We start from the raw sequence: 15,119 nt of genomic DNA on the forward strand, positions 1-15,119 counted from the left end.
AATAAAAAAAATCCAAGCATATTTTTTTTAATATACTTGGATTTATAAAATATTAATTATCTCTTTTTCTCATTTTACGAAGCACTATAATAACAATGCATAGCAGTACTATAATACCCAAAGAAACAGGTATTGTCCAGCCTTTATATGTAGAATCATTAGAAAGAATTTCATTCCATAAATCTTCCATTAATATATTAGCTTCATCAGGCAAAGTTATATAAACCTCGCAGTTATCTAAAATTCTCTGCTCTGGGTATATTATTTTATTATTTTTAGTTTTGCTGTTCATTATATTAATAGCTCCTTCATTAGGAGATGCATAATTAATAAACTCTATATTAGCCAAAGCTATTTCAGGTTCTGATAAAAAATTAATATACATTTCTGCCAATTCAGGATAAGCTGAAGAAGAAGGTATGCATATAGAATCTACAAATAGATTAGCACCTTTTTCAGGTATAACAAAGTTTAAATCAGGATTGCTTTCAATCATAGATAAAGAATCTCCTGCATAATAAACTCCTATAGAAGCCTCTCCTGATTCCATTTTATCATATATCTCATCCATTACATAAGACTGTACTAAAGGTTTTTGCTGCTTTAAAATTTTTGCACATTCTCTTAACTGCATTTCATTAGATGTATTTAGAGAATAACCTAAATATGCCTCTGCTACCCCAAAAGCATCTCTAGGGTTATAATACATAAGTATTTGTCCTTTATATTTTTCATCAAAAAGTATTTTCCAATCTATATCTTTTTCATCTTCATCTACTAATTGTCTGTTATAAATTATTCCTGTTACTCCCCAAGTATAAGGCACAGAATATTCCCCTGTAGGGTCAAACGGAAGATTTGTAAATCTTTTAGATATATTAGTATAAGCTGGTATATTATTAAAATTTAATTTCCTTACTAAATTTTCTCTTATAAGTCTTTCAATCATATAATCTGAAGGTATAATAATATCATACTGAATTCCTCCCACTTTTAACTTTATATACATCTCTTCATTAGATGCAAAAGTAGAATAATTAACTTTTATTCCAGTAAGCTCTTCAAATGCTTTGTTTACATTTAATGATCCTTCTGAGCCGTCTGATATATATTCTCCCCAATTATAAACATTAATGGATAAATTCTCTCCCTTATATTTATGATAATAATTTTCATCAAATTTTATAAGTTCAAAAGTCTGTCCGTTTGCCGCTATAATAATTAACATTAAAAAGGCAAAAATTTTTTTTATCATTTTATATTCTCCTTTAATTTAAATACTTTATTAATATTTATTTATTTTTCTTTTTAACTGCATCAAATATTTTTCTTTTTTTATCTCTTTTAAATTTACAATAATAAGGCTTATAAGCACAATTATGAATATAACAGTAGATATAGCATTAATTTCAGGGCTTACTCTTTTTCTAGTCATAGAATAAATGGTTATAGGCAAAGTCTGAGATGTAATTCCAGAAGTAAAATAACTCACTACAAAATCATCTAATGAATAAGTTAATGACATCAAAAAACCTGCAAGTATTCCGGGAAGTATATCAGGTATAACAACTTTCCAAAAAGCCATTGAAGGAGTACAGCCCAAATCTAATGCAGCTTCATACAAGCTATTATCCTGATGTCTTAATTTCGGCAGAACATTTAATATAACATAAGGAACATTAAAAGTTATATGTGCTAAAATCAAAGTTGTAAAGCCGAATTTTAATTTCATTATTACAAATAAAAGCATTAAAGATATTCCTGTTACAATTTCAGGATTTATTATAGATATATAAGTAATGCCCATAACAGCATTTTTCATTTTTTTATTAAAACCATTTATACCAATAGCTGCAGCTGTTCCTAATATAGTAGCAAGTATAGATGAAGCTGCCGCCACTATTATAGTATTAAGAAATGAACTTAGTATTAAATCATTAGAAAATAATTCTTTATACCAATGCAAAGTAAAGCCTGTAAATACTCCTCTTCCTCTGGCTTTATTAAAAGAGAAAAAAATCAGTATAGCTATAGGGGCATATAAAAATAAAAATATAAAAGATATATACACTCTTGAAAATATTTTCTTTAACATAACGGCATATCCTTTATCCATTATTAAAATTATAAAAACATACCATCAACATCTTCATCATCTACCTGCTGCATAAGCATAATAGCACATAAAGATATTACAATTAATACTAAACTTATAGCAGAGCCTAAATTAGGATTATAAGACATACCTAAAAACTGCATTTCTATCAAATCGCCTATAAGAATATTGGATCCTCCGAGCATACGGGAAATTACAAATGTGCTTACAGCCGCTACAAACACCATAGTAACGCCTGCCGCCATACCGGGAAGACTTAATGGAAATATTATTTTACTGAAAACATTAAAAGAATTAGCTCCCAAATCCTGAGATGCTTCTATTAAACTTTGATGTATTTTAGTCATTATAGAATAAAGAGGAAGTATCATAAATGGAAGACAATTATAAACCATTCCTATTAATACTGCTGCCTGAGTATTTATAAGTTTTAAAGGAGAAAATCCCATAAATATAAGCATTCTATTAATAACGCCGTTATTTTCAAGTATAGTCATCCAAGCATAAGTTCTAAGAAGGAAATTCATCCACATAGGAAGCATTACAAGCATTATCAAAGCATGCTGAATAGTTTTATTCTGCCTTGATATATAAAAAGAAAGTGGATATGCTAAAATCAGACATATAATAGTAGCAGCAGCAGCAAGTATTACAGAGCGTATTATAACAGGGGTAAATGCTGTAACATTAGCAAAATTATTAAGAGTGAAATTTCCGCTTTGATCTGTAAAAGCAAAATATATAACTAAAATAAGAGGAACTAATACAAAAACTAATGTCCAAATTAAATATGGTACAGCAGGTATCTTTGTTTTCATATCATCACCTCTTCTTCAGTTTTTTTCATAATATGTATATTTTCTTTAGCAATATCTATTCCTATTTCAGTACCAGCCTCCCATTTCTCTGTAGAATGTATTATCCATTTATATCCATGTGCATCAAGTATCATTTCAAAATGTACGCCTTTAAATATGGCTGATTCTACCAATCCCGATATATTAGCATTATCAGCAGGCACTACTATAATATCTTCAGGGCGAATAACAACATCAACTTTTTCCAGCTTTTCAAATCCTTTATCAACGCAGTCAAATACATATCCTGCAAACTCTACAACATAATCATCATGCATTATACCGTCTATAATATTGCTCTCTCCTATAAAGTCGGCTATAAATGCATTTTTAGGTTCATTATATATATCTTCAGGAGTGCCAATCTGCAGTATTTCGCCGTCTTTCATAACAGCAACCGTATCGCTCATTGTTAATGCTTCTTCCTGATCATGAGTTACATATACGAAAGTGATTTCTAATGACTGCTGAATTTTCTTTAATTCTATTTGCATTTCCTTTCTAAGTTTTAAATCCAATGCTCCCAAAGGCTCATCAAGAAGAAGAACTCTAGGCTTATTAATAAGTGCTCTTGCAATGGCTACTCTCTGCTGCTGTCCGCCTGAAAGTCTGTTAATATTTCTGCTGCCGTAATTTTCTAAATTAACCATTTTAAGCATTTGATAAACTCTGTCTTTAATTTCTGATTTAGGAACATTTTTTAAATTAAGTCCGAATGCAATATTTTCAAAAACATTAAGATGAGGAAATAATGCATATCGCTGAAAAACAGTATTAACTTCTCTTTTGTAAGGAGGAGTATCATTTATAACTTTACCGTCAAAAAGCACCTCTCCTGAATTAGGCTTTATAAAACCTGCTATAGTTCTTAATATAGTAGTTTTGCCGCAGCCTGAAGGACCTAAAAGAGTTAAAAATTCTTTATCTTTGATATTAAGATTGAGATTTTCTAATATTGTATTTTCATCGTAGGAAACATTTATATTTTTTAAAGACACGATAATATTATCGCTCATACAACGACTCCCTATGCGTATATTTGCAATAGCCTCCGTAAAATTACGTATATACATTTAACGTATAAAACGCAGTTTACTCGTCGCTTACCCGCATAGGGTTTTTTTCGTTCTAGCTAATTTATAGATGATAACTATTAATAAGCCTTTCTTAGTCAACAGATACACCTGCAAAGAATATCTATTACTCGAGCTATTGCATAATCATTTTTTATTGTCTTTCACTATAATATAAATATAAATAATGTCAATACTATATTATAATTTTTTTGTTTAATAATATATATATAAAATTATTTTTTAAATACTATAAATATAAACATTTTCTTCTATATCTTCATTTTCTATTTTAAGAGTATTTTTTTTGCCGGAATCTTTAAATCCGTTCTTTTCATAAAATTTTTTAGCCCTTTCATTTTTATCAAAAACGCAAAGACATATATTATTATATCCTAAGCCTTTTATATATTTTACAGCATGCTCAAGCAGCAGACTTCCTATACCTGAACACTGATATATAGGATGTACATATAATGATATTATTTCTCCATAACCTTCCATATCGCATCTGCTTTTACCATGAGAAATAACTGCTATAGGCTTATCATCAATGTATGCTATATGTGCTTCTCTAGTTTTATTATTAATGCCGTCTTCAAACTCTTCGCACCAATCATCTAAATATATATTTTTTAAATATGAATCAGGTATAATATTTTTATATGTATCTTTCCAGCATATAGCGTGAAGCTTGCTTATATCAAAAACATCTTTTAATTCTGCTTTTTTTATATCTATATCCATTAATTATACCTCTTATAATAATGATTATTATTAAGCAAAATTATATATCTATAATAAGTAATTTTCAATTATTTATTTTTTATATTTTGATAAAAAATTATAAACTGCTGAGATTTCTTAAAGCATTGCTTATCAAATCTTCTGCAGACATATTCTCTTTATTTTCTATAGAAGATAAAGCCCTAACAGCTTCATTATTTGAAAAACCTAATGATATCAAAGCTTTTATAACATCGCTTTCGTTATCATTATTAACTGAAGATTTTGAAATATTAATATCGATTTTTTCTATTTTATCTCTAAGCTCAAATAAAAGTTTTTCAGCCTTTTTTACTCCCATACCTGATACTTTTTTAAGTAAATTTATATCCTTATTAAAAAGTATATGCATAAGATCATTTATTGAATAGGTAGAAAGTATTTCCATAGCCAATTTCGGTCCTACACCCGAAGCAGATATCAGAGTATTAAACATATTCTTTTCTTCTCTTGTGAGAAACCCATAAAGTATCATAGCATCTTCTCTATGTATAAGTTTTGTATAAAGTCTTATATTATCATCATTTTTTATATTCATATTTTTTGATACTATAATCTCATATCCCACGCCATTACAAAGAAGAGCAATGATACCTTCTGATATTATATGTACTTTACCTTCTATAAAAGCAAACATAAACAAAAGCAAACATAAATATTATAAACTAGGTTCGTATTCTAATTCTTTTATTGCCTCAAGCATTTTATCAGTATTTACTTTAGTCTCATCATATTCAACTTCAGCACAAGCATTTTCTAAACTCACATTAACTTTGCTTATTCCCTCTAAAGAACTTAATTCTTCATTAACTGCATTAACACAATTTTGACATCCCATACCTTTTATTTTTATAGTAACATTTTTCATTTTTTGCTCCTTTGTTTTGATTATCTAATAATAATATACTATATAAGGGTATTTTTCAATAATATTTAACTTATTTTTTATATTTTTTTATTATATTTAACTATTTTTAAGCTTCTTTTTTATATAAATTAAATTCCACAGTCATTTCAGTACCCACATTTTCTTCGCTTTTTATATGTATATCAGCATTATAATAATTGCATATATTTTTTACTATCGTAAGTCCGAGCCCTGTGCCGTTAATTTTTAAATATTTATTATTTTTAACTCTGAAAAATCTTTCAAAAATTCTATTTAAATACTGAGGAGCTATTCCGCAGCCTGTATCTTTTACTGTAAATATAGCTTTATTAGAATCATTTTTCAAATATATATCTACATTTCCTTCATCATCAGTATATTTTATAGCATTGTCAATTAAATTATTAATAACTTCGGTAATCTTTTCTCTATTAGCCATTATAACAGCAGACTCAAGATTTAACTGTACATTTATAGCTCTCTTTTCAGCTTTTATTTTATTGCTTTCAAATACATCAAGAACAACATCTTTAATATCTATTTCCTCATCAATAGTTTCTTTCCAATTAGCTTCTATTCTGCTTAATGTGAGCATATCAATAACCAAATCTTTCATTCTAAGTGCTTCATTATTAATTCTCTTAATGAAATCTGCCTGATTCTTTCCGCCTCCTGTAGCAATAAGAAGTTCAGAATATCCTATTATAGAGGTAAGAGGAGTTTTTAATTCATGTGAAGCATTAATAAAGAAGTCCTGTTTTTCTATTTCAATCTTTCTTATATCTGTAACATCTTCAAATTTGATTAAAGCTGATATATTCTTATTATTTCTTATAGGTATAATGCTTATTTCTATATCCATAGTATGTTCTTTAACATCAAATTTTGAGAATTTGATTGATTCTATTGCATTATCTATCTTTTCTATTACATCTTCATCTTTTATTATTTCATTTAATTTTTTTATATTACTGTCTGAAATTTCAAGCAAATCTAAAGCATACTGATTAATAAAAAATATCTCTTTATTTTTATTAACAGCTATAATGCCCTGTGCTATATTTTCAAGTACATAATTGAGTTTTTCTTTTTCTGTCTGATAACCTGTAATATTTTCATTCAAATTTACAGCAAGCTCATTTATATCATATAAAATAGCATTTATATCATCATATCCTGTCAAATTTTTCGCTGCAGCAGATTTATTATCATATATATTATCAAGCATTTCTTTTATCATATAGAAAGGAATCATAATATTACGGCTCATCAAAGGAAGAACAAAAGCCATAATTATAACAACTATTCCTATAACCATAGCAGCTGTGAATAAAAAACTTATCAAATATTTATTGACAGATTCTATAGGAACTGAAACCCTAAGTATATAATCTTTATTATCATCAGCCTTAATTTTTTTTGATACATATATATAAGGAGTTTTCTGGCTAATAGAAGTATTTATAGAAAAAGCGGGCTTATTTTCTGTGCTATGCAATGCTTTTATAACATCGCTTCTATTTGTATGATTGTCTGATATATTTGTAATGGTATCAGCTACTACAATTCCATTAGTAGATATTATGCTGATTCTTAATTCCTCTCTATCTGACTGAAGTACGAATTTTTTAAAAGCATCTTCTGTCTGTACATCATATAAGTCAATTTCTTTTTCAAGCATATCTATAATATTTTCTATCATAGCCTGACTGTACATAATATTATTATGCTGAACAGTAAATAGTATGCCTATAAACATCAAAGCACTTGAAAGTATTAAAATGAGTAATGATTTATAAAATATATTCTTAATCATATTTAAGTAAAATTATTATGCATCTGTCAATTTATAGCCCATACCTCTAACAGTTATAATATTTTCTTTAGTTAAATCTAATTTTTGTCTTATTGACTTTATATGCATATCGATAGTTCTAGTTTCCATAGCATGATCAGAACCCCATACTTCTTCAAGCATAGTTTCTCTGTCTACTACATTATTAGAATTTTCCATTAAAAGCTTAAGCAAATCAAATTCTTTTTGAGTTAAAACAACTTGTCTCTCTCCTACAAATACATTTCTCTTCTTTACAATAAGTTTTATATCTCCAAGTGTAAGTTCTTCTGCATCCAATCTTGTATCTTTTTTTCTTAAATTTGCTCTGATTCTGGCAAGAAGCTCTAATACAGAAAAAGGCTTAGGTATATAATCATCAGCACCCAAATTAAGCCCTGTAACAATATTTATCTCATTACTTTTTGCTGTAAGCATTATTACCTTAATAGGAAGATGTGCATAATCTGTTCTAATGATTTTTAATATTTCTGTGCCTTCTATATCAGGCAGCATTATATCAAGAAGCACCAAATTTGGAGTATGTTTTTTTAATGCTTCAAGCATATCATTGCCGTTTGAAAAACATTCTATAGTATATCCAGCCTCTTCAACTGTATATTTAATTAAATCTCTGATATTATCATCATCTTCTACTGAGTAAATAAGTTCTTTATTCATAATAAATCTGCCAAAAAAATTTTATTATTAAATTTTAAAAATTATATAATATATATAATATAATATAAAAAATATATTTTGTCAAAATTTTATATTTTATCTAATGTAAAAAATATATATTTAAATATTGACTTATAATATTTTTATATTAAAATCATTGATATGAAGCAGGAAATAACTCCTATATTAGAAAACTATTTAGAAACTATCTACAATCTTGAAGTAGAAAAAAACTTTAAAGAATCTATTAGAATAACGGATATTGCTGATTTGGTAAAACGTTCTAAGGCAAGTGTTAATACTGCAATAAAAACTCTTTCAAAATTGGGACATATCAAGCATGAGCATTACGGAGATATTGAACTTACAGAATCAGGAAGAGCTATAGGAAAAGATATTGCAGAAAGACATGCTATATTCTACTATTTTCTTACAAAAGTGCTTGATGTAGATGAAAAAATAGCTGATGAAGAAGCCTGTTTAATAGAACATGCTATGAGCAGAGATACTGTGCATAAATTTAAAGAGTTTCTTTGCGGATACTGCAAAAAAGAAAATATATTTAATAATTCCAATAAAAATTAATTTATTCTAATAAAGAATTAAAAAAAATTATCTAAATTATATTATTTCATCTTTTATCATATCTTCAAAAGTCTGTTTTTTTCTTATAATATAATGCTTATCTTTATCAATCATAATCTGAGATATTAAAGGTCTTGAATTATAATTGCTTGCCATACTAAATCCGTAAGCACCTGCATCAAGTAAAGCAGCATAATCTCCCTCTTTTAACTCTGAACATTCTCTGTTATAAGCAAAAAAATCTGAGCTTTCGCATATAGGACCTGCAAAATCATAATTTGAAACATTTTCTTTTTTTACTAAAGGATATATTTCATTATAAGCATCATACATAGCAGCTCTTATATAATCATTCATTCCGCCGTCTAATATAATATATTTTCTTCCAAGCTCCTCTTTGACATATTCAACTCTCATTATCAAAGCTCCTGATTCCGCTGTAAAATATCTTCCAGGTTCTGTTGTAACTTTTAAATTCATTTCTTTTAATAAATTAATGCTTTCTGTTTTGAATTTATCAAAATCAAATCCTAAGTTATCTCTATTATATCTTACTCCATAACCTCCGCCTATATCTATATCTGTAATATTAAATCCCATATTTTTAATTTCTTCTATTAAATCTTTCATAACTAAAATAGCTTTATAAAAAGGTTCTGCATCTGTCATTTGAGAGCCTATATGCATTGATAATGATTCAATTTCTATATTATCCAAAGATTTTAATAATTCAGCATTCTCTTTTATAGTTTTAATACTTAAGCCGAATTTATTGCCGTTTATACCTGTAGTTATCTTTTGATGAGTATGAGCATCAACATTAGGATTAACTCTTATAGAACATTTTACTCTTTTTTTTAATTCTTTAGCTATATCATTTATTCTTACAGCCTCAGGAATAGACTCTATATTAAAACGTTTTATATTAAGTTCTATTGATTTTTTTATCTCTTCTTTAGTTTTAGCCACACCCGAAAACACTATATTATGAGGCTTTCCTCCAGCCTTTATATATTTTAAAATTTCGCCGATTGATACTACATCTGCACCTATTCCCTCTTCAATCATCATTTTTAGTATAGATAAATTATTTTCAGCCTTAACAGCATAAGCTATTAGTACATCATTCAAAGAAGAAAATATATCTTTCAAAAATCTTATTTTATTCAAAATATCATTTCTTGAATAAATATAAAAAGGACTTTCATAAATTTCAGCAAGTTCTCTAATATCAATATCTTCGCACATTAATATATTATTCCTATATTCAATCATTATAAATAATTCTCCTAATTTTATTTATTTTTTATTCACTATATTAATATAAAACTTCTGTTATATTTACAGCAGTAATTCCCTCATCTTTCAAAATAGGCATATTATATTCAAGAATTTTTAATGTTTCTTCGCTTTGATAATGCCCTATTCCAATTGCAATGCCGTACTCCTTTGAAATATCAATTAATTTTCTCCACTGCTTCATTATAGAAGAATAATCTCTTTCATTATCTAAAAATACAGATCTTCTTGCCGTTTTTACACCATATTCTAAAGCCATATCATATATTAAACTTTCAGATGAAGTATATGAATCAATAAAATATTTATCATTATTTTTAGCATAATCAAGCATATAAGAAACTATATTTTCATCAGAGCTTGCCAAAGAACCTGTATGATTATTCATTCCTATAGCATAAGGAACTTTTGAAAATGAATAATCCAATAATCTGTAAATTTCATCTTTATTCATTCCTCTTTTTATTATAGTATGCTCTCCGAAACTTCTGCTGCCTTCCATAGGAATATGCAAAATAACATTAACATTGCGTAGATAAGCCTCATAAGAAAAATCAATGCTATGAGAAGAATCAGGAAGAACTGCGAAGGTTATATTATATTCATTTGCCAAATCAAAATATCTATTCAAATTATCCAAAGTATTGCCGCTGTCATCTATTATTATGCTTATATAATTGCTGTATTCATTTACTTTATTTAATATGGGTTTTGCTATATTCGGGGCATTTATATCTGCTGAATGGAATATATCATCTAAATCTTTTTCTATTGTATTATTTTTTATATTGTTTTTATTATTATAAGAATTATTTGAATATTTAAAATTTATATTATAATTCTCTTTAACTTTAATAAAAGTAAAAGCAAATATTAATACTAAAATAAATGAAAGTATAAAAATAAATATATTTTTCATAAAAAAATCATTACAGAAAAAATAATGTGCTAATGATATGTTAAATAATAATAAAAGTCAATTATTGCTTAATAGCTATTATGTTTAAGAATTATAATATAGAGAAATAAACATTTAAAATTTGTATAATATTTATTTATAATACTTTGTAATTTTAATTTTTTCTATTGAAATACCTGCTGAAATATCTGCTTATAATTACTGTAATTATAACTTGACAATATATACTATAAAATTTATTATGCTTCTTTTATAAAAAATAATGTTTATAAAAGGCAGTTAAAACTTAATATAAAACTTCGTTCTGTCTTTATATAATTTATAATAGGAGTTATAAAAATGAAAAATAAGATTTGTATCATAACAGGTGCATCAAATGGCATAGGAAAGAAAATTGCATTATTATTTGCTGAAAATAACTGCGATATAGCTTTTATCGATAAAGATAATGAAAATGGTTTGAAAGTATATAAGCAGATAAAAGATATGGGCAGAGAATGTTTATTTATAAATGATAATATTAATAATGAAAAATCTATAAAATTATTTACTGATAAAATAATAGAAAAATTCGGAAATGCAGATTATTTGATAAATAATGCATGCTATTCAAATAAAGGACTTTTAAGCAGATGCAGTTATGATGATTTTTTAGAAATTTTAAAAATAGGTGCTGCAGCTCCTTATGAGATTACAAAAAATCTGATGAATTATTTTAATGATAATTCCTGCATAATAAATATAGCTTCTACAAGGGCTTTTATGTCGCAGAAAGATAGTGAAAGCTACAGTGCTGCTAAAGGTGCTGTTATAGCTTTAACACATTCTATGGCAGTAAGTTTATCTCATAAAGTAAGAGTTAATTCAATTAGTCCGGGCTGGATTAATACTATTGAAAATGCTTCATTTAGTAATGAGGATATATTTCAGCATCCTAGTGCTAGGATTGGAAAAACTTCTGATATAGCCAGTATTGCTTGGTTTCTTTGCAATAATGATTTTATAAACGGAGAAAATATAATTGCAGACGGAGGAATGACAAAACTTATGATATATCATAATGATGAGGGCTGGAGATTAGATATTTAATTTATTATATTTAAATAATTAAAAAATTGCCAAAAGTAAAGTTTTAAATTTATTCTAATTCTCCGCCGTATAAATATAATACATCAATCTGTACATATTAATAAAATTTATTTTTTTATTATAATACCCGCCTTAATAATATTTAAATTTTTTTTACTTAAATTAACAATAGCTTAATATTTTTTTTATTATATTATTAAGGCATATATTGATAAAATTGTTATTTTAAATAATCGGATAATACTAAATAAGCCCCATACTTAAATCTATCATCAGAATTTTTAAAAGATATTTCTATATGGGTTTCATCTGAGGCTTGGGAGTCAAAGGACATATTCGACACTTCTATAATAATAGAAGCCTCACTATATGAATCATATAAAGAATAACAGTCAATACAGCCGCCGTCTCCGTAATTTTTATCCATACCAAGCTTTAATGCTGCATTTCTTATATTTCCAACTGTTGTATCATAAGGTATCCTTTCAATTAATTCGTTTAAAGTTTCTAATGATAATTGATTGAAAGGCTGTGTTATATCATAATCATAAAGCTGATTATTCCATTTTTCTATTTCAGTTTTATCTGTTTCTATAGGACTTAATAAAGTGATTAAATCATCATCTTGTATAGATATTTCTTCATCATCGCTGTTATTAAATGAACCGTCTTCCATATACCTAAAAGTATTTAATAATTTATTATCTTTATCATATATTCCCCAAATAAGCTTAACTGCAAATGTCTTCATAAAAGGATTATCGCAAAATACTTCTTTCCATTCTTTTAAAGTCCATTTTCTTCCATTCATTAATACCAACTGCAGACGCTCTGATTGGGTTTTAATCATTTTATTAATTTCGCTTTTCAATTTTGATAATTCTTTTTTCGGCGTCTGCGGGAAATCTTTAGGCAATGTTTTATATTCTTTATTTTTTATCTCATCAAATATAGATATAGTAAAATCTGATTTCAATGTTATTTTGAATTTTTTATCATCGCTTTCTATAATTCTAATTCCATCTTTATTAAAATCAAAATCAGGTATAATTTTATCGATGAAAGCCTCTTTGCTTATTTTTAAGATGCCTGACATATCATCTAAAATAGCAGAACATGCATTTTTTACGCTTGATTGTTTGAATTTTTTTGAGGCATCATAAACGAGCCCTAAGCCTTTTTTAGTGCCGCTTAGAGCTATAGCCCCAAACATATGGCAGGCTAATTTGAATCTTGAACTTGCAATACTTGCAGCTCTTTTATACAAATTATCAAGCTGTATATTATTTGCAAATATGCAGTAAGGATAAAGTATCGATTTGGTTTTATTATCTTCATTCCATACTTTATATACATTCTCAAGTGCTTCGCTTAAACTTTCATTATCCAAAGAATAGCCTATTATATCAGCATTTCTTAATCTATAAGCATCTTTTATATCTAAATATTCCCCTAAAATATATCTTATCACTTTGCTTGAAACAACGCTGCTTTTATCTTTTATAAGAACATTTGATATTAAATCATCATTTATAAATGAAGTAGTTTTATCAAATTTTTTATTATAATTTTTTTCTACCATACTATTAATTTCTTCTAATGAAAGCGGCATAATAAATCCTTGAAAATAATTTTGAAAGAAAAATACATTATTTATAAAAAAAAATCAATATTCAAACTTTAATCTCTTATCTTCTTTAAATTTTTTTCTTGACGGATTACCGTCTGCTATATATATTTTTTTTGTTTTTACTGAGTATACAGCAGACCAAATGGTATCATAATTAAGTTTTTTATTATACTGACATAAAAAACCAAATTTACCTGAAAGTAATTTATAAGCAAAATCCAAATTATAATGATAATTTAGATTTTCAAATGCATTTTTCATAGTAATATATCTTTCATTAGAATAAATATCATCTTCAATATCGGTATTATATTCTTTCATTGACTTGCTTATAAAATGGTTTGATATAAACACATAATCATTTTTTATTATTTCTATTTTTCTGCAATTACATTCTATTAAGGCAATATTTCCGTTTTTATCTGCTAATATTATATTCTGTGCTGAGGATATAGGAATCTCTTTTAAAAATTTCAAAGCTTCATAAACAGTACTGCATTTCTCTAAAATATATCTGATTATCATTCCAGCATTGAATCCGTAATCTATCTTTGTTGGGTATACAAAAGTTAATGCTGCAGCAAGTCCTTTTTCATTTATACCGTCTTCCATTTCTATAAATGCTGTTGTATTTCCTATAAATGAATACGAGCTATTTAATTTATAATACATACTGTCAGAGCAGTCTTTTATATCTTTTAAAAAATCGCTGTTTTTTGCAAGTATTATATCATTATCAGTTTTAAAAGCAAAACAAGAACATTTATTATCAAAAGTAAATGCATATATTGTAAATAAAAATCCGCATATATCCTTATAACATATTTTATTTGTATTTAGTCCTTTAGATATTCCTTTTATTTCTTCTATTATCTCTGGAAAATATTTACTGTATATAGGTATGCATTTTTTAGCAAAATCTTTTCTCTCATTTGATATTTTTATTTTGTCTAATATATTAATATTATTTCTGGCAAGCATTCTTCCGTATTTAAATCCTGCTTCATAATGACAGCCTTTAAATCTTGAATGATACATTTTATACTCCTCAGTAGTTATAAACCTATATTATAAAAAGTATCATAATAAAAATTTAAAGTAAATATGAATAAAAAAATTTATATAATTATGTGGGCTTGTGAGCGGGCAGATTGAAGTTATAAAAAAAGCAGATTGAAGTTATAAAAAAATATGAATGCATTTTTTATTTAAACAAAAAAGATTAAAATATATTATCAAATTTATAATTTTTTTGTATATTTAAAATTATAATAAACTTCTTATATAAAACTATAATAAACTTATATATAAAATCCATTATAATAAAATAATGTTCAGTCTTTTTTATTGATATTTTTACA

15 protein-coding genes are annotated in these 15,119 nt (G+C 26.4%); 2 read left to right on the forward strand and 13 right to left on the reverse strand.

The features are described from left to right. Positions 1-52 precede the first annotated feature (52 nt). The 9 genes from QZ288_RS02925 to QZ288_RS02965 form a co-directional block, all read right to left on the reverse strand. Positions 53-1,255, reverse strand: a complete 1,203-nt coding sequence (locus tag QZ288_RS02925) for an ABC transporter substrate-binding protein (protein WP_295154776.1) — start codon at positions 1,253-1,255, stop codon at positions 53-55. Positions 1,256-1,285: 30 nt separating this feature from the next. Further along, positions 1,286-2,095 carry an ABC transporter permease gene (locus QZ288_RS02930; protein ID WP_295154778.1) on the reverse strand — a complete coding sequence of 270 codons (810 nt, stop codon included), beginning with the start codon at positions 2,093-2,095 and terminating at the stop codon, positions 1,286-1,288. A gap of 29 nt (positions 2,096-2,124) precedes the next feature. Further along, positions 2,125-2,934, reverse strand: a complete 810-nt coding sequence (locus tag QZ288_RS02935) for an ABC transporter permease (RefSeq protein ID WP_295154780.1) — start codon at positions 2,932-2,934, stop codon at positions 2,125-2,127. Continuing rightward, complete coding sequence (locus QZ288_RS02940; RefSeq protein WP_295154782.1) at positions 2,931-3,989, reverse strand: ABC transporter ATP-binding protein; 1,059 nt, start codon at positions 3,987-3,989, stop codon at positions 2,931-2,933. The genes QZ288_RS02935 and QZ288_RS02940 overlap by 4 nt, the downstream gene beginning before the upstream one ends. A gap of 300 nt (positions 3,990-4,289) precedes the next feature. After that, entirely contained in the window at positions 4,290-4,793 is a 504-nt protein-coding gene (locus QZ288_RS02945; protein WP_295154784.1) for a GNAT family N-acetyltransferase, read from the reverse strand. 97 nt (positions 4,794-4,890) lie between these two features. Further along, the gene (ruvA, locus tag QZ288_RS02950; RefSeq protein WP_295154786.1) at positions 4,891-5,469 is read right to left on the reverse strand and encodes a Holliday junction branch migration protein RuvA; all 579 of its coding nucleotides are present in this window, start codon (positions 5,467-5,469) and stop codon (positions 4,891-4,893) included. Between the two features lie 21 nt (positions 5,470-5,490). Beyond that, entirely contained in the window at positions 5,491-5,700 is a 210-nt protein-coding gene (locus tag QZ288_RS02955) for a cation transporter (protein WP_295154787.1), read from the reverse strand. Between the two features lie 106 nt (positions 5,701-5,806). Continuing rightward, positions 5,807-7,537, reverse strand: coding sequence for a HAMP domain-containing sensor histidine kinase (locus tag QZ288_RS02960; RefSeq protein ID WP_295154789.1), 1,731 nt, complete (start codon positions 7,535-7,537; stop codon positions 5,807-5,809). A gap of 15 nt (positions 7,538-7,552) precedes the next feature. Continuing rightward, entirely contained in the window at positions 7,553-8,236 is a 684-nt protein-coding gene (locus QZ288_RS02965; protein ID WP_295154792.1) for a response regulator transcription factor, read from the reverse strand. A 162-nt stretch (positions 8,237-8,398) separates the two neighbouring features. Between QZ288_RS02965 and QZ288_RS02970 the strand changes: the two genes are divergently transcribed. Then, a complete protein-coding gene (locus QZ288_RS02970; RefSeq protein ID WP_295154794.1) occupies positions 8,399-8,821 on the forward strand; it encodes a metal-dependent transcriptional regulator in 423 nt (140 codons plus the stop codon). A gap of 36 nt (positions 8,822-8,857) precedes the next feature. Here the strand turns inward: QZ288_RS02970 and lysA are convergent, their stop codons facing one another. Continuing rightward, positions 8,858-10,096: a diaminopimelate decarboxylase gene (lysA, locus tag QZ288_RS02975; protein ID WP_295154796.1), complete on the reverse strand. Its 1,239-nt coding sequence runs from the start codon at positions 10,094-10,096 to the stop codon at positions 8,858-8,860. A 43-nt stretch (positions 10,097-10,139) separates the two neighbouring features. Next, positions 10,140-11,039 carry a divergent polysaccharide deacetylase family protein gene (locus QZ288_RS02980; RefSeq protein ID WP_295154798.1) on the reverse strand — a complete coding sequence of 300 codons (900 nt, stop codon included), beginning with the start codon at positions 11,037-11,039 and terminating at the stop codon, positions 10,140-10,142. A gap of 339 nt (positions 11,040-11,378) precedes the next feature. Between QZ288_RS02980 and QZ288_RS02985 the strand changes: the two genes are divergently transcribed. Then, positions 11,379-12,128, forward strand: coding sequence for an SDR family oxidoreductase (locus tag QZ288_RS02985; RefSeq protein ID WP_295154800.1), 750 nt, complete (start codon positions 11,379-11,381; stop codon positions 12,126-12,128). A gap of 220 nt (positions 12,129-12,348) precedes the next feature. On the opposite strand, the gene QZ288_RS02990 is transcribed toward QZ288_RS02985, so the two are convergent. After that, a complete protein-coding gene (locus tag QZ288_RS02990; protein WP_295154801.1) occupies positions 12,349-13,740 on the reverse strand; it encodes a DUF4132 domain-containing protein in 1,392 nt (463 codons plus the stop codon). Positions 13,741-13,794: 54 nt separating this feature from the next. Then, positions 13,795-14,796 (reverse strand): C45 family autoproteolytic acyltransferase/hydolase, encoded by a 1,002-nt coding sequence (locus tag QZ288_RS02995; RefSeq protein ID WP_295154802.1) that lies wholly within the window; start codon positions 14,794-14,796, stop codon positions 13,795-13,797. Positions 14,797-15,119 lie beyond the last annotated feature (323 nt).

This window comes from uncultured Brachyspira sp. (genome assembly GCF_910578695.1).
GTDB lineage: Bacteria > Spirochaetota > Brachyspiria > Brachyspirales > Brachyspiraceae > Brachyspira.